The sequence below is a fragment of the Variovorax boronicumulans genome, assembly GCF_019352895.1.
Classification (GTDB): Bacteria; Pseudomonadota; Gammaproteobacteria; order Burkholderiales; family Burkholderiaceae_C; genus Variovorax; species Variovorax boronicumulans_A.
In genome coordinates, this window is record NZ_JAAAFX010000015.1 from 1 (window position 1) to 20,038 (window position 20,038).

20 protein-coding genes are annotated in these 20,038 nt (G+C 68.9%); 14 read left to right on the forward strand and 6 right to left on the reverse strand.

All coding sequences use genetic code 11. From position 1 onward, the window contains the following. The 5 genes from K0H49_RS29590 to K0H49_RS29610 form a co-directional block, all read left to right on the forward strand. Positions 1-783: cation:proton antiporter (locus tag K0H49_RS29590; RefSeq protein WP_219220451.1), on the forward strand; the 783-nt coding region annotated here is incomplete at its 5' end. 56 nt (positions 784-839) lie between these two features. Then, positions 840-2,168 carry an NAD(P)/FAD-dependent oxidoreductase gene (locus K0H49_RS29595; protein WP_219220452.1) on the forward strand — a complete coding sequence of 443 codons (1,329 nt, stop codon included), beginning with the start codon at positions 840-842 and terminating at the stop codon, positions 2,166-2,168. Between the two features lie 122 nt (positions 2,169-2,290). Then, positions 2,291-3,196: a serine O-acetyltransferase EpsC gene (epsC, locus tag K0H49_RS29600; RefSeq protein ID WP_219220454.1), complete on the forward strand. Its 906-nt coding sequence runs from the start codon at positions 2,291-2,293 to the stop codon at positions 3,194-3,196. A gap of 64 nt (positions 3,197-3,260) precedes the next feature. Further along, on the forward strand, positions 3,261-3,809 hold the full coding sequence (locus K0H49_RS29605) for a DsbA family protein (RefSeq protein ID WP_219220455.1): 549 nt from the start codon (positions 3,261-3,263) through the stop codon (positions 3,807-3,809). Between the two features lie 39 nt (positions 3,810-3,848). Next, positions 3,849-4,397, forward strand: a complete 549-nt coding sequence (locus tag K0H49_RS29610; RefSeq protein WP_219220457.1) for an NADPH-dependent FMN reductase — start codon at positions 3,849-3,851, stop codon at positions 4,395-4,397. Between the two features lie 169 nt (positions 4,398-4,566). Here K0H49_RS29610 and K0H49_RS29615 read toward each other — a convergent pair whose 3' ends face one another. Then, entirely contained in the window at positions 4,567-5,214 is a 648-nt protein-coding gene (locus tag K0H49_RS29615; protein ID WP_219220459.1) for an FMN-dependent NADH-azoreductase, read from the reverse strand. A gap of 133 nt (positions 5,215-5,347) precedes the next feature. Here K0H49_RS29615 and K0H49_RS29620 point away from each other — a divergent pair, with 133 nt between their 5' ends. The 8 genes from K0H49_RS29620 to K0H49_RS29655 all read left to right on the forward strand — a co-directional run bounded on the left by K0H49_RS29620 (position 5,348) and on the right by K0H49_RS29655 (position 12,190). After that, a complete protein-coding gene (locus K0H49_RS29620) occupies positions 5,348-6,322 on the forward strand; it encodes a LysR family transcriptional regulator (RefSeq protein ID WP_219220461.1) in 975 nt (324 codons plus the stop codon). Positions 6,323-6,395: 73 nt separating this feature from the next. Further along, on the forward strand, positions 6,396-7,037 hold the full coding sequence (locus K0H49_RS29625; protein ID WP_183029303.1) for a peroxiredoxin: 642 nt from the start codon (positions 6,396-6,398) through the stop codon (positions 7,035-7,037). Positions 7,038-7,093: 56 nt separating this feature from the next. Then, positions 7,094-7,669: an RBBP9/YdeN family alpha/beta hydrolase gene (locus K0H49_RS29630; RefSeq protein WP_219220462.1), complete on the forward strand. Its 576-nt coding sequence runs from the start codon at positions 7,094-7,096 to the stop codon at positions 7,667-7,669. After that, positions 7,666-8,670 (forward strand): sulfate ABC transporter substrate-binding protein, encoded by a 1,005-nt coding sequence (locus K0H49_RS29635; RefSeq protein ID WP_219220464.1) that lies wholly within the window; start codon positions 7,666-7,668, stop codon positions 8,668-8,670. Before K0H49_RS29630 ends, K0H49_RS29635 begins: the two co-directional genes overlap by 4 nt. 121 nt (positions 8,671-8,791) lie before the next feature. Further along, positions 8,792-9,673, forward strand: coding sequence for a sulfate ABC transporter permease subunit CysT (gene cysT, locus K0H49_RS29640; RefSeq protein WP_219220467.1), 882 nt, complete (start codon positions 8,792-8,794; stop codon positions 9,671-9,673). A 1-nt stretch (position 9,674) separates the two neighbouring features. Continuing rightward, the gene (cysW, locus tag K0H49_RS29645; RefSeq protein ID WP_219220469.1) at positions 9,675-10,577 is read left to right on the forward strand and encodes a sulfate ABC transporter permease subunit CysW; all 903 of its coding nucleotides are present in this window, start codon (positions 9,675-9,677) and stop codon (positions 10,575-10,577) included. 18 nt (positions 10,578-10,595) lie between these two features. Beyond that, positions 10,596-11,696 carry a sulfate/molybdate ABC transporter ATP-binding protein gene (locus K0H49_RS29650; protein ID WP_219220471.1) on the forward strand — a complete coding sequence of 367 codons (1,101 nt, stop codon included), beginning with the start codon at positions 10,596-10,598 and terminating at the stop codon, positions 11,694-11,696. Then, a complete protein-coding gene (locus K0H49_RS29655) occupies positions 11,693-12,190 on the forward strand; it encodes a disulfide bond formation protein B (protein ID WP_219220472.1) in 498 nt (165 codons plus the stop codon). Before K0H49_RS29650 ends, K0H49_RS29655 begins: the two co-directional genes overlap by 4 nt. A gap of 13 nt (positions 12,191-12,203) precedes the next feature. Here the strand turns inward: K0H49_RS29655 and bla are convergent, their stop codons facing one another. The 5 genes from bla to K0H49_RS29680 all read right to left on the reverse strand — a co-directional run bounded on the left by bla (position 12,204) and on the right by K0H49_RS29680 (position 16,411). Then, complete coding sequence (gene bla, locus K0H49_RS29660; protein WP_219220475.1) at positions 12,204-13,070, reverse strand: class A beta-lactamase; 867 nt, start codon at positions 13,068-13,070, stop codon at positions 12,204-12,206. A gap of 152 nt (positions 13,071-13,222) precedes the next feature. Further along, positions 13,223-13,915: a mobilization protein gene (locus K0H49_RS29665; protein WP_219220477.1), complete on the reverse strand. Its 693-nt coding sequence runs from the start codon at positions 13,913-13,915 to the stop codon at positions 13,223-13,225. A 64-nt stretch (positions 13,916-13,979) separates the two neighbouring features. Further along, positions 13,980-15,281 carry a type II toxin-antitoxin system HipA family toxin gene (locus tag K0H49_RS29670; protein WP_219220478.1) on the reverse strand — a complete coding sequence of 434 codons (1,302 nt, stop codon included), beginning with the start codon at positions 15,279-15,281 and terminating at the stop codon, positions 13,980-13,982. Then, positions 15,278-15,592: a helix-turn-helix domain-containing protein gene (locus tag K0H49_RS29675; protein ID WP_219220480.1), complete on the reverse strand. Its 315-nt coding sequence runs from the start codon at positions 15,590-15,592 to the stop codon at positions 15,278-15,280. Before K0H49_RS29675 ends, K0H49_RS29670 begins: the two co-directional genes overlap by 4 nt. 42 nt (positions 15,593-15,634) lie before the next feature. Beyond that, complete coding sequence (locus K0H49_RS29680; protein ID WP_257625319.1) at positions 15,635-16,411, reverse strand: hypothetical protein; 777 nt, start codon at positions 16,409-16,411, stop codon at positions 15,635-15,637. A 104-nt stretch (positions 16,412-16,515) separates the two neighbouring features. Here K0H49_RS29680 and smc point away from each other — a divergent pair, with 104 nt between their 5' ends. Continuing rightward, on the forward strand, positions 16,516-20,028 hold the full coding sequence (gene smc, locus K0H49_RS29685; RefSeq protein WP_219220482.1) for a chromosome segregation protein SMC: 3,513 nt from the start codon (positions 16,516-16,518) through the stop codon (positions 20,026-20,028). The last annotated feature ends 10 nt before the right edge of the window (positions 20,029-20,038 follow it).

A 20,038-nucleotide genomic window follows, 5' to 3' on the forward strand; every position in this document is an offset into this window, starting at 1 on the left:
CTCAAGGACCGCGGGATGACGCACACCCGGGTCGGCCAGCTCGCGCTCGCGGCGGCCGGCGTGGTCGATGCCTTCGCCTGGGTGCTGCTGGCGCTGGTGGTGGCGCTGGCCAGCGCGGGCGGCGGCTGGGCCGCCTTCGGGCGCATCGCCTGCGGGCTGGCCGTGCTGGTGGCCGTGGTGTTCCTGGCGGTGCGGCCCCTGCTGGCCTGGGCGCTGCGCCGCTACGCGCCCGACGGCGCGCCCTCGCCGATGCTGCTGGCCGGCCTGATGATCGGCCTGTTCGCCTGCGCCATGGTCACCGAATGGCTGCACCTGCATGCGGTGTTCGGTGCCTTCCTGTTCGGCATCAGCCTGCCGCGCGACAACCGCTTGCTGCATGCGCTGGTCGAGCGCCTCGAGCCGCTGTCGGTCATCGTGCTGATGCCCATCTTCTTCGCGCTGGCCGGGTTGGGCACGCACTCAGGTGCCTTCGCCAATGCCGGCCTCGGCGCGCTGGGCCTGATCCTGCTGGTCGCGACCGTGGGCAAGATCGTCGGCGGCGCGGCCGGCGCGCGGGTCTGCGGCTACGACTGGCGCGAAAGCCTGTCGACCGGCGCGCTGATGAACTCACGCGGGCTGATGGAGCTGATCGTGATCAAGGTCGGCCTCGACGCGGGACTGATCGGTCCCGAGCTGTTCACGATGCTGCTGGTGATGGCGCTGGCGACGACCGCGGCCACCGGGCCCCTGCTGACGCTGATCGAGCGGCGCGGCAGTGTGCGGGTCGGGCGCGCGGCACGCTGACGACCGACGGCACAATGCGTGCCAACGAATCAATTCAAGCCAAGGGAATGGACGCCATGGAAGCAAGCCAGGAATGCGACGTGCTGGTGATCGGCGGCGGACCCGCCGGCTCGACCATCGCCACGCTGCTCGCGCGCCAGGGACGGCGCGTCGTGATGCTCGAGAAGGCGCACCACCCGCGCTTCCACATCGGCGAGTCGCTGCTGCCGGGCAACGTCGAGCTGTTCGAGAAGCTGGGCGTGCGCGACCAGGTCGAGAAGATCGGCATGCCGAAGTTCGGCATCGAGTTCGTGCCGCCCGACCTGCCCTACCGCAGCTACGTCGATTTCTCCGAGGGCTGGAACCCGAAGCTCGACTCGGCCTGGCAGGTGCGCCGTTCGGAGCTCGACGAGCTGCTGTTCCGCAACGCGACGAAGGAGGGTGCGCTGACGCTCGAGGGCGCGCAGGTGCGGCAGGTCGATTTCGACGACGGCGGCGCCACGGTGCAGGCGGTGCTCGACGACGGCGCGCGCCGCAGCTGGCGCGCGAAGTTCGTGGTCGATGCGAGCGGGCGCGACACGCTGCTGGCCACCAAGCTCCAGTCCAAGAAGAAGAACACCGAACACAACAGCACGGCGCTGTTTGGCCACTTCCGCGGCGCGCGCCGGCTCGAGGGCAAGCGCGAGGGCAACATCAGCATCTGCTGGTTCGAGCACGGCTGGTTCTGGTTCATCCCGCTGGTCGACGGCACGACCAGCGTGGGCGCGGTGTGCTGGGCCTACTACCTGAAGGCGCGCGACAAGCCGCTCAAGGACTACTTCCACGACACCATCGCGCTGTGTCCCGAACTGGCCGACCGCCTGAAGGACGCGACCCTGGTCGACGACGTGGTGCACGCCACCGGCAACTTCAGCTACGCCAGCACCCACGCCACCGGCGAGCGCTACCTGATGGTGGGCGACGCCTTCACCTTCATCGACCCGATGTTCTCCTCGGGCGTGTTCCTCGCGATGCAGAGCGCCTTCGACGGTGCCGAACTGGTGGCCACCGCGCTCGACCGGCCGGCCGAGCTGCCGGCCGCGCGCCGTGCGCTGGAAAAGCGCATGCGCGTCGGCCCGCGCGACTATTCGTGGTTCATCTACCGGGTCACGAACCCGACGATCCGCGACATGTTCATGCACCCGAACAATGCCTTCAACGCCAAGCAGGGGCTGATGTCGCTGCTGGCCGCCGACATCCACAACCAGGGGCCGGCCTACCGGCAGTCGCTGCGGATGTTCAAGCTGATCTACTACTTCGTATCGCTGATCCATCCGCGCCGCACCTATGCCGGCTGGAAGCGGCGCGCCGGCAACATCCGCGACCACGGCGCGCTCAAGGGCGAGACGATCCAGACCTCGGATTGAGGTCAGGCGGATGCCCCGGCACGCGGCGCGGACGAAAGTCGGGCGCGCCGCCGAGGCCGCGCTTTTGCGCTAAAACCCGAAGCTGACCCGTTACTTTTTCTGCGCCGCAAGGCGGATCCGACATGCAATCCTTCGACGTCGACGACATCGTCCGCGCACTGCGCGACGCACGCCATGAATGGCGCGACTCGCAAAAACGCTCGCGCGAACCCGTGGGCCGTGAATTTCCCTCGCGCGAGGCCCTGACCGAGATCGTCGAGGCGCTCAAGGGCGCGCTGTTCCCGATGCGGCTGGGCCCGCCCGACCTGCGCCACGAGAGCGAGGATTTCTATGTGGGCCACACGCTCGACGCGGCGCTGATGGGCCTGGTCGCGCAGGCCCGGCTCGAGCTGCGCTACGTGGGGCGCCAGCAGTCGCTCGACGAGATGGCGATCGACGCGCAGGCCAGCGCGGCCGTCAAGGCCTTCGGCGCCTCGCTGCCGCAGATCCGCCGCCTGCTCGACAGCGACGTGCTGGCGGCCTACCAGGGCGACCCGGCGGCGCGCAGCGTCGACGAGGTGCTGCTGTGCTATCCGGGCGTGCTGGCAATGATCCACCACCGCCTCGCGCACCGGCTCTACGGCCTGGGCCTGCCGCTGCTGGCGCGCATCGTGGCCGAGCTGGCCCACGGCCAGACCGGCATCGACATCCATCCGGGCGCGACCATCGGCGCGGGCTTCTTCATGGACCACGGCACCGGCGTGGTGATCGGCGAGACGGCCGTGATCGGTGAGCGCGTGCGCCTCTACCAGGCCGTGACGCTGGGCGCCAAGCGCTTCCCGACCGATGCCGAAGGCCATCTGCAGAAGGGGCTGCCGCGCCATCCGGTGGTGGAGGACGACGTGGTGATCTACGCCGGCGCGACGATCCTGGGGCGTGTGACGCTGGGCAAGGGCGCGACCATCGGCGGCAACGTCTGGATCACCGACGACGTGCCCGCGGGCGCCAGCGTCACGCAGGCCAGCCTGCAAAAGAAGCCCTGCACCTGAGTCCTACGTTCTGAGACATGTCTCGGGGTCATACTGTGCGTTCCGCCTCTCTCTGGAGAACGCCATGAATGCCGCAGTCAATCCGAAGCGCCTGCTCGAACCCGACGAGACGACGGACCACGTGCTCGGCCCGCACGGCGCGCGCGCCACGCTGGTCGAGTACGGCGATTTCGAGTGCCCCTCGTGTGCACAGGCCTACCCCGCCGTGAAGATCATGCTGGACCACTTCGGGCCCAAGGTGCGCTACGTGTTCCGGCACTTCCCGCTGCGCGAGGTGCACCCGCACGCCGAGCTGGCGGCCGAGGCCGCCGAAGCCGCGGGCGCGCAGGGCAAGTTCTGGCCCTTCCACGACCTGCTGTTCACGCACCCGCATCGGCTGGGCGAAGCGCATCTGCGCGAGCATGCCCAGCAGGCGGGCCTGGACATGGCGCGCTTCGAGAACGAGCTGCGCGACCATGTCTACCTGCAGCGCGTGCAGGAGCAGATGCAGGTCGCGACGCAGCTGCGCGTGCGCGCCACGCCGACCTTCTATCTCAACGGCGAGTTCGTCGACGTGTCCTTCGGGCTCCAGCACCTGCAGCGGGCCATCGAGCGCGTGCTCGATCCGGCCTGAGCCCTTTTCTTCCACTTCCATTTCTTCTGGAGAGATTGCATGAGTCAGTACAAGATCGCGGTCGTCATCGGCAGCCTGCGCAAGGATTCGTTCAACCGCAAGCTGGCGCTGGCGCTGGCCCACCTCGCGCCCTCGGACTTCACCTTCGAGCACCTGGAGATCGGTGACCTGCCGCTCTACAACCAGGACGACGACGGCAACCAGGCGCCGGCCGTGAAGCGGCTGAAGACCGAGATCGCGGCGGCCCAGGGCCTGCTGTTCGTGACGCCGGAATACAACCGCTCGGTGCCGGGCGTGCTGAAGAACGCGATCGACCATGCCTCGCGGCCCTATGGCCAGAACGCGTGGGGCGGCAAGCCGGCCGGCGTGATCGGGGTGTCGGTGGGCGCCATCGGCACCGCGCTGGCGCAGCAGCACCTGCGCAACGTACTGGCCTACCTCGACGTGCCGACGCTGGGCCAGCCCGAGGCCTTCATCCAGAACAAGGAAGGGCTGTTCGACGACAAGGGCCACGTGTCGGACGCCAGCAAGCAGTTCCTGCAGAGCTGGGTCGACAAGTACGTGGCCTGGGTCAAGACACACAACTGAATACGCGCATGAACCTGCCGCGCACCCCGATCCCGCATCTGCGGTCCTCACCGCACGGGTGTGCGGCTCCGGTCCACAACTCAGGTTTGGCAGGCTCGGGGCGCTCGCGACGGTTCCTGCGCGCGTTCTGAGCGCTGTGCCTTGACGCGGGCCCGAAGGCCCGCCGGGTTCAGGCAGCGAGTTGGGTGACGGCCTGGTTGGCCGCTTCGGCCGTGGCGGCACGGATGTCGGCGCGGGCCGACTCGATGGCCGCGGCCTTGGGGGCTTCGCCCATCGCCAGGCCCTCGGCACGCACGATGCGCACGTCGGTGATGCCGAAGAAGCCGAACACCACCTTGAGGTAGCTTTCCTGGTGCTCAGCGGCCTGGCCGCCTTCGCTGGTGGAGTAGATGCCGCCGCGCGAAGAAGCCACGATCACGGTCTTGCCGCCGGCCAGGCCGACCGGGCCCTTGTCGGTGTACTTGAAGGTGCGGCCGATCTGCGCGAGGCGATCGATCCAGGCCTTGAGCTGGGTCGGGATGCTGAAGTTGTAGAGCGGTGCGCCCACGACGATCACGTCGGCGGCCAGGAACTGGCTCACCAGCTTTTCCGAGACCGCGTTCTCGCGCTTCTGCGCTTCGGTGGGTTCGGCCTGCAGGCCGACCTTGATGCCCAGCGCGTTGGCATCGAAATGGTTGGGGGTGTCGACGGCCAGGTCGAGGTAGTCGACCGTGGTGTCGGGGTGCACACGGCGCCATTCGGCGACGATGTCGGCCGTGAGTTGGCGGGAGACGGAATTGGTACCCAGAACGCTGGCGTCCACTTGCAGCAGTTTCATGATCAGTCGCTCACTTTCGATTCAGAAGGGTCGGCACGGAAGGCCGGCATGGAGAGAATTCTATTTTTGAGACCAGTGGCTGATAAGTCGGTAAATTTGAGCCACATCGTTCTCTATTTGGGACAATAAGCCGATGCAGGACCTCAACGACATGGTTTTCTTCGCCGAAGTGGCGGAACGGGGCGGCTTCACCGCCGCCAGCAAGGCGCTGGGCGTGCCCAAGTCGCGCCTGTCGCGGCGGGTGGCCGATCTCGAGGCCTCGCTGGGTGTGCAGCTGCTCCAGCGCAGCACGCGGCGCCTGTCGCTCACGCCCGCGGGCGAGCTCTACCTGCGCTACTGCCTCGAGATGCGCGACGCCGCCCAGGCCGCTTCCGAGGCCGTGTCCCAGGTGCAGACCGAGCCGCGCGGCACGGTGCGCATCACCTGCCCGGTGACGCTGGCGCAAAGCAGCGTGGGGCCCCTGCTGCCGGTGTTCATGCGCCGCTATCCCGGCATCCGCATCGAGATGCGCGTGCTGAACCGGCCGGTGGACCCGGTGGAGGAGGGGATCGATCTGGCCCTGCGCGTGCGCCCGTCGATCGAGGACAGCGCCACGCTGGCGGCCCGCAACTTCGGCGAGAGCCGCGGCATGCTGGTGATGAGCGCCGAGCGGCTGCCGCACCAGGGGCCGCTGCAGGGGCCGGAAGACCTGGCGCGCATCGACACGGTGGCCATGTCCGCCGGCGACGGCCGCGCCACCCTGGCGCTGGCCGGCCCCGACGGCCGCACGCACCAGGCGGTGCACCACCCGCGCTACGTGGCCGACGACCTGCTGACGCTCAAGATCGCGATCATGCAGGGCGTCGGCGCCGGCATGCTGCCCGACTACATGTGCCGCCGCGAGCTGGCGAGCGGCGAACTGGTCGAAGTGCTGCCCGGCTGGGCGCCGCAGGCCGGCGTGGTGCACGCGATGTACGCGCCGCGCCGGGCGCTGGTGCCGGCGGTGCGCCACCTGCTCGATTTCCTGGCCGAGCACCTGGACGGGCACGAGCCGGTGGGCTGCGCGAGCGAGGAAGAAGCGGCGCTGCGGGTCGCGCTTAGTGCCAAAACGACATATTCAAACAATTAGATATTCGTTTGTTATCCGAGCCGGCCTTCCCACAATCGGTGCTCCAACCCCATTCCACTGAGGAGCGACGACCATGGCCACCCTTCGACTCGGCGACACCGCCCCCGATTTCCTGCAGGACTCCAGCGAAGGTCCGATCCAGTTCCACCAGTGGGCTGGCGATTCGTGGGTCGTGCTGTTCTCGCATCCGGCCGACTTCACGCCGGTCTGCACCACTGAGCTGGGCAAGACGGCGGCGCTGTCGGGTGAATTCGCCAAGCGCGGCGTGAAGCCGATCGCCGTGAGCGTGGACCCGGTCGACAAGCACCAGGGCTGGATCGCCGACATCAACGAGACGCAGAACACCACGGTGAACTTCCCGATCCTGGCCGATGCCGACCGCAAGGTGGCCGACCTGTACGACATGATCCACCCGAACGCCTCGACCACCGCCACGGTGCGCAGCGTGTTCATCATCGATCCGAAGCACGTGGTGCGCACCACGCTGACCTACCCGGCGAGCACCGGCCGCAACTTCGACGAGATCCTGCGCGTGATCGATTCGCTGCAGCTCACCGACAGCCACAAGGTCGCGACGCCCGCCAACTGGAAGGACGGCGACGACGTGGTGATCATCCCCAGCCTGCAGGACCCGGCCGAACTGGCCCAGCGTTTCCCCAAGGGCTTCAAGGCCGTGCGTCCGTACCTGCGCGTCACGCCCCAGCCGAACAAGTAAGCGATGAAGCTGGCGTTGATCACCGGCGTGCGAGCGCTGTCCCGCAGGCTGGCGCCGTGACCCATCGCGTCGTCATCGTTCCGGGCTGGCGCGATTCGGGTCCGGGCCACTGGCAGAGCCTGTGGGCCGAGGGCCTGGCCGACGCCGCGCGCGTGGTGCAGGACGACTGGGTGTCGCCCCGGCGCGAATCCTGGATCCGGGCGATCGGCGACCTGATCCTGGCGCAGGACGCACCGGTGGTCGTGGCCGCCCACAGCCTGGGCTGCATCGCGGTCGCGCACCTGCCGCCACCGGTGGTCGAGCGCATCGCCGGCGCCCTGCTGGTGGCCCCGGCCGACCCCGAGCGCCGGGCGGCGCTGGCCGATTTCGCGCCGGTGCCCTACGCCGCGCTGCCCTACCGCAGCGTCGTGGTGGCCAGCAGCAACGACCCCTTCTGCCCGGTGCGCCTGGCCGGTGCCTATGCGCGGGCCTGGGGCAGCGAATTCGTCCGCATGCAGAATGCGGGCCACATCAACGTCGACTCGGGGCACGGGGACTGGCCGCTCGGCCTGGCACTGCTCCAGTCGCTGACCGAAGCGCCCAGCCAGATGCTGGCGGGCCGAACCTCTTCAGAACCTTTGGCAACCTCATGACTTTCAGAATCAAGACCCTCCTCGTCGCCGTCGCCTTCGCCGCGGCCGGCTCCGCCGCGCTGGCGCAGACCACGACCCTGCTCAACGCCTCGTACGACGTGGCGCGCGAGTTCTACAAGGACATCAACCCGGCCTTCATCGCGAGCTACAAGAAGGCCACCGGCAAGGACGTGAAGGTCGACCAGGCGCACGGCGGCTCGAGCGCCCAGGCGCGGGCGGTGGGCGACGGCCTCGACGCCGACGTCGTGACCATGAACACCACCACCGACATCGACTACCTGGCCGGCCTCGGCGTGGTGGCCAAGGACTGGTCCAAGCGCTTCCCCGACAACGCATCGCCGACCACCTCGACCATGCTGTTCCTGGTGCGCAACGGCAACCCCAAGGGTATCAAGGACTGGGACGACCTGACCAAGCCCGGCGTGCAGGTCGTGGTGGTCAACCCCAAGACCGGCGGCAACGGCCGCTATGCCTACCTTGCGGCCTGGGGCTACGTGAAGAAGAAGGGCGGCAGCGATGCGCAGGCCGCCGAGTTCGTGGGCAAGCTGTTCAAGAACGTGCCGGTGCTGGGCAAGGGCGGCCGCGACGCCACCACCATCTTCCTGCAACGCAACATCGGCGACGTGCTGATCACCTTCGAATCCGAAGTGCTGTCGATCGACCGCGAGTTCGGCGCCGGCAAGGTCGACGCCGTCTACCCCTCGATCAGCGTGCTGGCCGAAAACCCGGTGGCCGTGGTCGAGCGCACCGTGGCCAAGAAGGGCACCGCCGACGTGGCCAAGGCCTACCTCGACTTCCTGTACTCGGAAGAGGGCCAGGAAATCGCCGCCAAGCATGCGCTGCGCCCGCGTTCGCCGGCCGTGCTCAAGAAGTACGCCAGCACCTTCAAGCCGGTGCAGCTGTTCACGGTGCAGGAACTGTTCGGCAGCCTGGCCGAAGCGCAGAAGGTGCACTTCAACGACGGCGGCCAGTTCGACAAGATCTACACCGTTGGCAAGTGACGCGCCCCTCGGGCGGCGGCGCATGGCGTGCCGCCTTCTTCCTTCCCCCTGCCGGGGGACAACACCAGCGGTCCGGCGAAGCCGGTTCCGCGGTGCTCCACGACTGATACAGACTAAAATCATGAGCGGAACCACTTCTTCGGCGCTGTCGTCCGCGACAGCGCCGCTTTCGCGTCCGGGGCGGCGCAACAACCGCGTGCTGCCGGGCTTCAACCTGACGCTCGGCTATTCGCTGCTGTACCTCTGCCTGATCGTGCTGATCCCGCTGTCGGCGCTGGTCTTCAAGACCTTCACGCTGACCTGGGACCAGTTCTGGGTGGCCGTGACCGCGCCGCGCGTGATGGCGTCCTACCGGCTGACCTTCGGCGCCTCGCTGATCGCGGCGCTGGTCAACCTGGTGTTCGGCCTGCTGCTGGCCTGGGTGCTGGTGCGCTACAAATTTCCGGGCAAGAAGATCATCGACGCGCTCGTCGACCTGCCTTTCGCGCTGCCGACCGCGGTGGCCGGCATCTCGCTGACCGCGCTGCTGGCCGGCAACGGCTGGGTCGGCCAGTACCTCGAGCCGCACGGCATCAAGCTGGCCTTCACGCCCGCGGGCGTGGTGATCGCGCTGATCTTCGTCGGGCTGCCCTTCGTGGTGCGCACGGTGCAGCCGGTGCTCGAGGACACCGAGAAGGAACTGGAAGAGGCCGCCACCTCGCTGGGCGCCACGCGGCTGCAGACCTTCACCCGCGTGATCTTCCCGTCGATCCTGCCGGCGCTGCTGACCGGCTTCGCGATGGCCTTCGCGCGCGCGATCGGCGAGTACGGCTCGGTGATCTTCATCGCGGGCAACATGCCCATGATCTCGGAGATCACGCCGCTGATCATCATCGGCAAGCTCGAGCAGTACGACTACGCCGGCGCGACCGCGGTGGCGCTGGTGATGCTGGCGATTTCCTTCCTGCTGCTGCTGGTGATCAACGGTCTCCAGGGCTGGCAACGCCGCCGTTCGGAAAGCTGACATGAGCGCTCCCCAAAAAGTCATCCGCCGCGCCAATGCCGGCACCACCGAAGCGCCCTGGGTCCGCTGGACGCTGATCGGCATCGCGCTGCTGTTCATGTTCCTGTTCCTGATCCTGCCGCTGGCCGCGGTGGCGACCGAGGCCTTGCGCAAGGGCTTCGGCGCCTACCTCGAGGCGCTCAAGGAACCCGACGCCTGGAGCGCGATCCGGCTCACGCTGATCACCGCCGCCATCGCGGTGCCGCTGAACCTGGTGTTCGGCGTCGCGGCGGCCTGGGCCATCGCGAAGTTCGAGTTCCGCGGCAAGGCCGTGCTGACCACGCTGGTCGACCTGCCGTTCGCGGTGTCGCCGGTGGTCGCGGGCCTGATCTACGTGCTGGTGTTCGGCGCCCAGGGCTGGTTCGGCCCGTGGCTGGCCGCGCACGACATCAAGATCATCTTCGCGGTGCCCGGCATCGTGCTGGCGACCGTGTTCGTGACCTTCCCCTTCATCGCGCGCGAACTGATCCCGCTGATGCAGGCGCAGGGCACCGACGAGGAGCAGGCCGCGATCGTGCTGGGCGCGACCGGCTGGCAGACCTTCTGGCGCGTGACGCTGCCCAACATCAAGTGGGGACTGCTGTACGGCGTGATCCTGTGCAACGCGCGCGCCATGGGCGAGTTCGGTGCGGTGTCGGTGGTTTCGGGCCACATCCGCGGCCAGACCAACACCATGCCGCTGCACGTCGAGGTGCTCTACAACGAGTACCAGTCGGTCGCGGCCTTCGCCGTGGCCTCGCTGCTGGCCATCCTGGCGGTGGTCACGCTGGTCATCAAGTCGGTGATCGAGTGGCGCCACGAGCGCGAGATGAAGGCCATTGCCGAACTGCCCCCTGAGCGTCCGCCGGAACCCAGCGCGGCCTGACAGAGAAAGAACCAGATCATGAGCATCGAAATCCGCAACGTCAGCAAGCAGTTCGGCGACTTCCGCGCGCTGAACGACGTCAATCTCGACATCGCCTCCGGCGAGCTGGTCGCGCTGCTGGGCCCCTCGGGCTGCGGCAAGACCACGCTGCTGCGCATCATCGCCGGCCTGGAAACGGCCGACCAGGGCAGCATCCTGTTCTCGGGCGAGGACACCACCGACGTGCATGTGCGCGAGCGCCAGGTCGGCTTCGTGTTCCAGCACTACGCGCTGTTCCGCCACATGACCGTGTTCGAGAACGTGGCCTTCGGCCTGCGCGTGAAGCCGCGCAAGGAGCGCCCGTCGGACGCGCAGATCAAGCAGAAGGTGACCGACCTGCTGAAGCTGGTGCAACTCGACTGGCTGGCCGACCGCTACCCCTCGCAGCTGTCCGGCGGCCAGCGGCAGCGCATCGCATTGGCGCGCGCGCTGGCGGTGGAGCCCAAGGTGCTGCTGCTCGACGAGCCCTTCGGCGCGCTCGACGCCAAGGTGCGCAAGGAACTGCGCCGCTGGCTGCGCCGACTGCACGACGAACTGCACGTCACCTCGATCTTCGTCACCCACGACCAGGAAGAGGCGCTCGAGGTGGCCGACCGCGTGGTGGTGATCAACAAGGGCAAGATCGAGCAGGTCGGTTCGCCCCAGCAGGTCTGGGACCATCCGGCGAGCCCCTTCGTCTACGGCTTCCTGGGCGACGTGAACCTGTTCCATGGCCGCGCCCACGAGGGCGAGGTGCAGCTCGAAGGCATCCGCCTGCAGTCGCCCGAGCACAGCAGCGTGCAGGACAGCAAGGCGCTGGCCTATGTGCGACCGCACGACCTGACGGTCGAGCGCTACGTCACGGGTTCGACGGCCGGCGGCCTGGTCGCGACGATTTCGCGTGCGATCGTGGTCGGACCGATCGCGCGGCTGGAACTCCTGCCGGTCGAATCGAATCAGCATAATCCTGCGTCCGGAACCATCATCGAAGCGCAACTCCCTGCGCAACAGTTCCGGGACCTGGGTCTGGTCGAGGGCGACACGGTTGTCGCCACGCCACGCAAGGCCAAGGTATTCGTGGAAGACTGGGTATCCCCTTGATCTCTTGGTATTTCGCGGCGCCGCGCCGCGCCCTGGCGCTGATCTGTCTGGCCTGCGTGGCCATGCTGGCCTTTGGCATGTACCTGCAGCATGTGGTCGGGCTCGAGCCCTGTCCGATGTGCATCGTGCAGCGCTATGCGCTGGTGCTGGTGGCCGTCTTCACCGGCCTGGCCGCGTTGACGGGCAAGCCGGTGGTCCAGAAGACGGCGGTCGCGCTGGCGCTGGTCACGGCCGTCGGCGGCGCCTACACGGCTGCGCGGCAGAGCTGGCTGCAGTGGTACCCGCCCGAGTTCGGCTCCTGCGGCCGCGACATCTACGGGATGATCGAGACCTTCCCGCTGCAGCGCGCCATCCCCATGATCTTCCGCGGCAGCGGCGACTGCACCAAGATCGACTGGACCTTCCTGGGCCTGTCGATCGCCAACTGGTCCTTCGTCTGCTTCGTCGGCTTCGCGCTGCTGCTGGTCGTGCTGCTGTTCAGGCGCGCGCGCTGAGGTCTGCCTGCGTTCAGAGCGTGGGCAGCAGGGCGCCGACGGCCGCCAGCGTGCCGTTGCTCTGGCCCATCGGTGCCTTGGTCTGCGTGAGGTAGGCCGTCACCAGCAGCGGCGGCCGCTTCGGCGGCCAGACGATGGCCACGTCGTTGTTGGTCCCGAAGGCACCGCCCCCCGTCTTGTCGCCCACCAGCCAGCCGCCCGGCAGGCGTGCGCGCAGCCGATCGTCGCCGGTGCGGTTCGCCAGCAGCCAGTCGCGCAGCCGGTCGCGTGAAGGCGCCTTCAGTGCGTCGCCGAGCAGCAGCGTCTGCAGCAGGTCGAGCATGGCGGCGGGTGTCGTCGTGTCGCGCGGATCGCCGGGAGTGGCTTCGTTGAGCGTGGGCTCGTTGCGGTCCAGCCGCGTGGTCGGGTCGCCGAGCGAACGCAGGTAGGCCGTCAACGTGGCCGGGCCGCCGAAGCTGCCCAGCATCAGGTTGGCCGCGGCGTTGTCGCTCTGCGTGATGGCGGCTTCGCACAGTGCGCCCATGGTCATGCGGCTGCCGACCTTGGGTTCGGTGAGGGGCGAATGCGGCAGGATCGCCGAGCGTTCGATGGCCAGCGTGCGCTCCAGCGTTTCCTGGCCCGCATCGATGCGCTGCAAGACCAGCGCCGCGGCCAGCCACTTGAAGGTGCTGCACATCGGGAAGCGCTCGTCGGCGCGATGGCCCGTACGGCGCCCGGTCGCGGTGTCGAGGATGCACACGCCGAGCCGGCCGCCGCTCTCGGTTTCGATGCGCTGGAGGTCCTGCTCGATGGTGTTTTCGCTCGGCTTCCTGGCGCTGGAGGCGCTCGCCAGGCCTGCCAGCATGCCGCCCGCGGCCAACGAGAAGATGCGTCTTTGCATAGGTCAACTTTTTGAGTGGTGGGTCGAGCGTCGAACGATAGCGAATGGCGCGCGCTGCAGCCAGCGCGGCAGGGGGTGGGGCGACGAGTGGCGGCCCGGGCTGTGGCGGCAAGCGCACGCAGGCCCCGTCCAGGCGCGGGCGCGCCGCGGCCCTACAGCGGCAGCGTGTCGAAGGACGCGTAGGCCGTGGCCAGCCAGGTCTTCACGCGCTGGCGCTCCAGCAGGCCCAGTGCATGCGGGCCTTCGCGGTCGTTGACGGCCTTCCAGAAGCTGCTGTTCTGCGCGTCGATCTTGCGCATGCTGGCCTCGTGCAGGCGCGGCAGCGCGATCACGCGGGCGCCGTGCGCGCTGGCCTTGGCCAGCGACTGCGAGGCCAGCAGCATGCCGAAGTCGCTGCCGCGGCCGTAGTTCTGCACCACGATGTAGTTGGGGCGCTCGCCGAAGGTGTCGATCAGCGTGCCCAGCAGGTCGGTGGAGTCGCGGCCGTCGTCCAGCACATGCCAGAAGTTGACCGCCACGCCCATCTCGGCGAACAGGTCGAACAGGTCCGACTCCTTGATCCAGCGCGACAGCGGTGCCAGCGTCTGCGCCGCGAGGTCGACGATCACGCTCTGCGTGGGGTTGCTCTCGAAGCCATTGACCACCTTGTCCAGGCCCTCGAAGCTGTCGACCACCACCGGCGAGGCGAAGCCCTCGTAGAAGCGGGTGAAGGAGCTGTGCGAACGGTCGGTGTCGAAGCCGGTGAAGGGCCGGCTGTGATCGATGAAGTACTGCGCCAGCACCCGTGCGGTGACCGACTTGCCGACGCCACCTTTTTCGCCGCCGATGAAATTGAGGGAGCTCATGAGGGTGTGCCTGGTCAGGGGTTGGGAAGAAGGGGAGAGGAAGGTCAGGAACCTGTGAAGCATTTTAGGTGCCACGTCGCGCCAGGCCCTGCAGCAGGGCGTGATCGCGCAGCCGGGTCTGGAGCCGGGCCTTCCACGGCGCAGGCAGCGCGGCGGCCTCGATCATCGCGGGCCAGGCGGTGCGTGCGGCACGTACCGTGTCCGTGATGGCGCGGCGCACCCGCGGCTCGTGCAGGCCGGCGGCAAAGCAGAAGGCCCGCACGCGTGCGGGCGTGAACAGCGCGCTGCGCGCCGCCGGGGTGCGTGCACCCGGTGCGGCTGGCATCAGCGGCAGGCCATGGCCTTCGACGCCCTGCATGGCCGCATAGGCCACGATGTCGTAGGCCGGCGCGAAGCGCGGCGTGCGGCCGTCGGGGTAGAGCAGGCCGAAGTTCTTCAGGTGTGCATCGGGGTTGCCCAGCAGGTCGTTCACCACCAGCCGGCGCAGCAACTCGAGCACAGCCGCTTCGCCCAGCGAGGGGAATGCCTGCATCGCCAGCGCCATGTCGAGGTAGCTGGCGCCGTACTTGTGCTGCGGGTCGATCGCCAGCACCTGGGCGAAGTCCTCGAAGTGGATGCGCTTGGCGCCGTCGCGGTCGAAGCGGGTCACGGCCAGGAACGCGGGTTCGTCGGGCAGCGCGTAGCTGTGCTCGGCGTGGATCGCGGCCAGCGGTGCGAGCTCGGCATGGCAGACCTCGACCCCGGCGGCGCGCGCCATCTCGAGCGAGAGCATCTCCAGCTGCGGCATGTGCGGCCGGCCCGCCACCGGCAGCTTGGCGATCACGCGCGTGCTCTTGCCCGCGCGGGTGCGCGCCACGTAGCGCCCACCCTGGCGCCGCAGCCCCAGCTTGGGCTGCACGCCCGACACCGAGATGCCCTGGAGCAGCGGCAGCTCGACCACCGACATCTCCAGCGCATCCTGGTCCTGGGTGATCAGGCGCTGCAGCGTGGCGCGGTCGACCGTGGTCGGGCGCGCGCTGACCGCGCCCGGCAGGTCGCCGCCGCAGGCCGCGAGCAGCTCGAAATGATCGTCCTCGCGGCAGCCGCGCAACTGCGCGATGTGGGTGCGCAGCACGCCTTCGGGCAGCAGGTTCTGGAAATAGGGCGGCAGCTTGCCGGCCTGGGCGTTGAACAGCGGATTCTTGACGTCGCTCCAGAGCGCCGATTGCGCCGAGGCGTCGGCCGCCAGCATCGAGAGCGACAGCACCTCGGCGGGCGGTGCCGCGACCAGCGCCGGATCGGCCACGAAGCGGCACAGGTCGGCGTACTGGAACAGCTGGCCGAAGGGCCGGCCGCCGAGCGCGATCTCGAGGATCTTGACGTTCATGAGGCGGGCGAGGGGGGCTTGCCCGGCGGGCTCGCCGCCACCGCCGCCCCCACGCGCGTGGCCACGGGCCGGTAGGCCGGATCGTCGGCCGCGCGGCCGGGGGCGCCGAAGCCGCGGGGGGCGAGATGGAATTCCAGCTCGAGCGCATCGGCCAGCGCCAGCAGCGACGAGAGCTGGGGGTTGGCCTGTGGGCCCAGCGCATTGCGCACCGAGCGCTCGGTCAGGCCCGCGCGCTGCGCGACCTGGTCGAGCGTGAGCCCGAGCGCATCGCGCCGCGTCGCCAGTTGCTCGATCAGTGCCTTTTTGTCCACGGCAACATAATACCTTTTTTCCAAAAAAAGGAAGTATGTTTCCTATTGTTTGGCCATCGACAGGAAGGGGCCCAGGCTGCCCATGAGCCAGCCCTGGGCGAAGTCGAGCGCGGCACGGCGGTATTTCTCGTCGGCCTGCGCCGCCAGCAGGTCCAGTCGCGCCACGACCTTCGACAGCTCGCGGTCCACCAGCAGGTTGCGGCCGCGCTCGCTGACCTCGGTGGCCAGCAGCAGCGGCTGGCCGTCGGGGCCGGTCCTGGAGCCGATCAGCCACAGCGAGATCTCCATGTTGCGTGCCGCGCGGTAGCTGTTCTCGGCATTCACGCCGTCGATCATCGTCTGCTCCCAGGTGTCGCCGTTGGCCTGCTTGAGCATGGTGGCCCAGCCGTACACCAGCGCGGCGACCCGGTCCCCGGCGTAGGGTGGCGGGCCGGCGTCGAAGGCCAGGCGCACCGCATCGATGCCGCTGGTGCCGCGCAGCGCCGCCAGCGGCGTGCCCTGCATGACCGCGTTCCAGGTGCGCTCGGTCGCGTCCTCGGGGCTGGCGGCCCACTTGCGCCATTCGCGCGGATTGCGGCGGTAGAGCGAGAGCTGCACCCGGCGGATCGACTGCAGGTTGTCGCGCAGTGCCAGGTTCGCGATCCGGTTGGCGCCGGATTGCCGCCACTCGCGGCCGTCGTAGTTTTCGGCCCGTTCGGTGCTGCGGTTGGCGGCACAGCCGACCAGGCCGAGCGCCAGCGCGGCCATGACGGCGATCCGCGTGCGACGCAGCGTCGAGGAGCGGTGTTCGCGGGCTCGTGGAAAGAGGGAATCGCGCATGGTGTGCACGTTATCATCGCGGCCTCGGGCGGCAGCCGGCCGGCTGTGCATTTTTCCTTACAAATCAAGACCTTGGCTTCCCGGCCAAGTCGGAACGACCCCTCGTGCGTCTCAATTCCATCAAGCTTTCCGGCTTCAAGTCCTTCGCCGAGCCCACCAACTTCCTGCTGCCGGGCCAACTGGTCGGTGTGGTCGGCCCGAACGGCTGCGGCAAATCGAACATCATGGATGCGGTGCGCTGGGTGCTGGGCGAGTCGCGCGCCTCGGAGTTGCGCGGCGAGTCGATGCAGGACGTGATCTTCAACGGCACGACCACCCGCAAGCAGGCCAGCCGCTCGAGCGTGGAACTGGTGTTCGACAACGCCGACCACCGGGCCGGCGGCCAGTGGGCGCAGTTCGCCGAGATCGCGGTGCGGCGCGTGCTCACGCGCGACGGCACCAGCAGCTACTACATCAACAACCAGCCGGTGCGCCGGCGCGACGTGCAGGACGTGTTCCTCGGCACCGGCCTGGGCCCGCGCGCCTACGCCATCATCGGCCAGGGCACGATCAGCCGGATCATCGAGTCCAAGCCCGAGGAACTGCGCCTGTTCCTGGAAGAAGCCGCGGGCGTGTCGAAGTACAAGGAACGCCGCCGCGAGACCGAGAACCGGCTGGGCGACACGCGCGAGAACCTCACGCGCGTCGAGGACATCCTGCGCGAACTCAACGCCAACCTCGAGCGGCTCGAGAAGCAGGCCGAGGTGGCGGCGCGCTACAACGCGCTCACCGGCGACGCCACGCGCAAGCAGCACCAGCTGTGGTTCCTCAAGCGCACCGAGAGCGAGGCCGACCAGGCCAAGATCAAGGCCGATGCCGACCGCGCGCTCAACGACCTGGAGTCGCGCACCGCCGACCTGCGGCGCATCGAGTCCGAACTCGAGACCGTGCGCCAGGCGCATTACGCGGCCGGCGACCACGTCAACCAGGCGCAGGGCAAGCTCTACGAGGCCAGCGCCGAAGTCGGCCGGCTCGAGGGCGAGATCCGCTTCGTGGTCGAGGGCCGCCAGCGCGTCGAGCAGCGACTGATCCAGCTGCGCGAGCAGATCGGCCAGTGGAGCGGCCGGCGCGAACAGGCCGAGGTCGAGATCGAGACGTTGGCCGGGCAGGGCGTCGATGCCGAGGAGCAGGCCGAACTGCTGGCCGCGCAGCTCGAGGAACACGACGCGCGCATGCCCGAGCTGGAAGACGCGCAGCAGCGCGCCCAGAACGAGGCCAACGCGCAGCGCGCGGCGGTGGTGCAGGTGCAGCAGCAGATCCAGGTGCTGGCCGCCGACCAGCGCAACATCGAGGAACAGAGCCGCCAGCTCACGCTGCGCAGCGAACGCCTGCGCACCGACAAGCAGGCGCTGGCCGCGCCCGACGAGGAAAAGCTGCAGGACCTGCAGTTCCAGTTCGCGGCCGCCCAGGAAGCCGCGGCCGAGGCCGATGCGCGCCTGCAGGATCTGCAGGAAGCCGTGCCGCAGCTCGACGACGACCGCCGCACGCGCCAGCAGGCCGTCAACACCGAGGTGGCGCGCCATGCCGACCTGTCGGCCCGGCTCGAGGCGCTCAAGGCGCTGCAGGAGAAGGTCAAGACCGACGGCAAGCTCGCACCCTGGCTGGCCAAGCACGGCCTCGACGGGCTGCAGGGCCTGTGGAGCCGGATCCACATCGAACAGGGCTGGGAGAACGCGCTCGAATCCGCGCTGCGCGAGCGCCTGGGCGCGCTGGAAGTCTCGCGGCTGGACATGGTGCGTGCCTTCGGCGGCGACGCGCCGCCCGCCAAGCTGTCCTTCTACAGCCCGCCCGCGGCCGGCCTGCCGCCCGGCGGCGCGACGCTGCCGCGCCTGTCGGACCTGCTGCGCGTCAACGATGCCGGCCTGCAGGCGCTGCTGGTCGACTGGCTGCACGGCTGCTACACCGCGGCCAGCTTCGAGGAAGCGCTGGCCCAGCGCGGCCAGCTCCAGCCCGGCGAAGCGATCTTCGTTCAGAGCGGCCATGCGGTCACGGCGCACAGCGCCAGCTTCTACGCGCAGGATTCCGAGCAGGCCGGCCTCCTGGGCCGTCAGCAGGAGATCGAGAACCTCGATCGCCAGCTGCGCGCCCAGACGCTGCTGAGCGAAGAGGCGCGGACCGCGCTGGTGCGCGCCGAGGCGGCCTACGCCGACGCGGCGCAGCGCCTGGTCACGGCACGCCGCGAAGCCGGCGAGACCCAGTCGCGCGCGCACGAGCTGCAGGTCGAGACGCTGCGCCTCACGCAGCTGGCCGAGCAGACCCGCGCGCGCAGCGAACAGCTCGCGGCCGACCTGGGCGAGGTCGATGCGCAACTGGAAGATCTGCAGGAACGCCGCGTGGCCGCCGAAGGCCGCTTCGAGGAGCTCGACATGCAGCTGGCCGACAGCCAGGAACGTCATGCCCAGCTCGACGAGCGCGTGATCGAGGCCGGCCGCGCGCTGGCCGCCAGCCGCGACCAGCACCGCAGCCTGGAACGCCAGGCGCAGGAAGCCACCTTCACGCAGCGCAGCGTCGACGCCCGCCGCGGCGAACTGAGCCGCGCGATCGAGACGGCCGCGCAGCAGACCGTGGCGCTGGCCGACGAGCAGGAACGCGCCCAGGCCGAACTCGGCCGGCTGTCGGATGCGGCCGCGCAGGCCGGCCTGCAGGATGCGCTGTCGCTCAAGCTCGAGCGCGAGACCGCGCTGGGCGCCTCGCGCAGCCAGTACGACGACCTCACGCTCAAGCTGCGCGCCAGCGACGAGCGCCGGCTGCAGCTCGAGCGCGAGCTCGATCCGCTGCGCCAGCGCATCACCGAATTCCAGCTCAAGGAGCAGGCCGCGCGCCTGGGCTTCGAGCAGTACGCCACCTTGCTGGCCGACGCCCAGGCCGACCTGGAGGCGATCGCGTTGTCGATCGAGACCGACAAGGTGCGCCTGACCGGCCTGCAGGGCGAGATCGACCGGCTGCACCGTGAGGTGGCGGCGCTGGGTGCGGTCAACCTGGCCGCGCTCGACGAACTGGCCATGGCCAGCGAGCGCAAGACCTTCCTCGACGCCCAGTCGGCCGACCTGAACGAGGCCATCGGCACGCTGGAAGACGCGATCCGCAAGATCGACGGCGAGACCCGCGAGCTGCTGGGCGGTACCTTCAAGATCGTCAACGAGCACTTCAGCCGCATGTTCCCCGAGCTGTTCGGCGGCGGCAATGCGCGCCTGGTGATGACCGGCGACGAGATTCTCGACGCCGGCGTGCAGGTGCTGGCCCAGCCGCCCGGCAAGAAGAACCAGACCATCCACCTGCTCTCGGGCGGCGAGAAGGCGCTCACGGCCATCGCGCTGGTGTTCGCGATCTTCCAGCTGAACCCGGCGCCTTTCTGCCTGCTGGACGAAGTGGACGCGCCGCTGGACGACGCCAACACCGAACGCTATGCCAAACTGGTGTCCGCCATGAGCAAGAGCACGCAGTTCCTTTTCATCAGCCACAACAAGATCGCGATGGAGATGGCCGAACAGCTGATCGGCGTGACCATGCAGGAGCAGGGCGTGTCGCGCATCGTGGCGGTGGACATGGAGTCCGCCGCATCCATGATCGAAGCCTGATCGGGTCCCG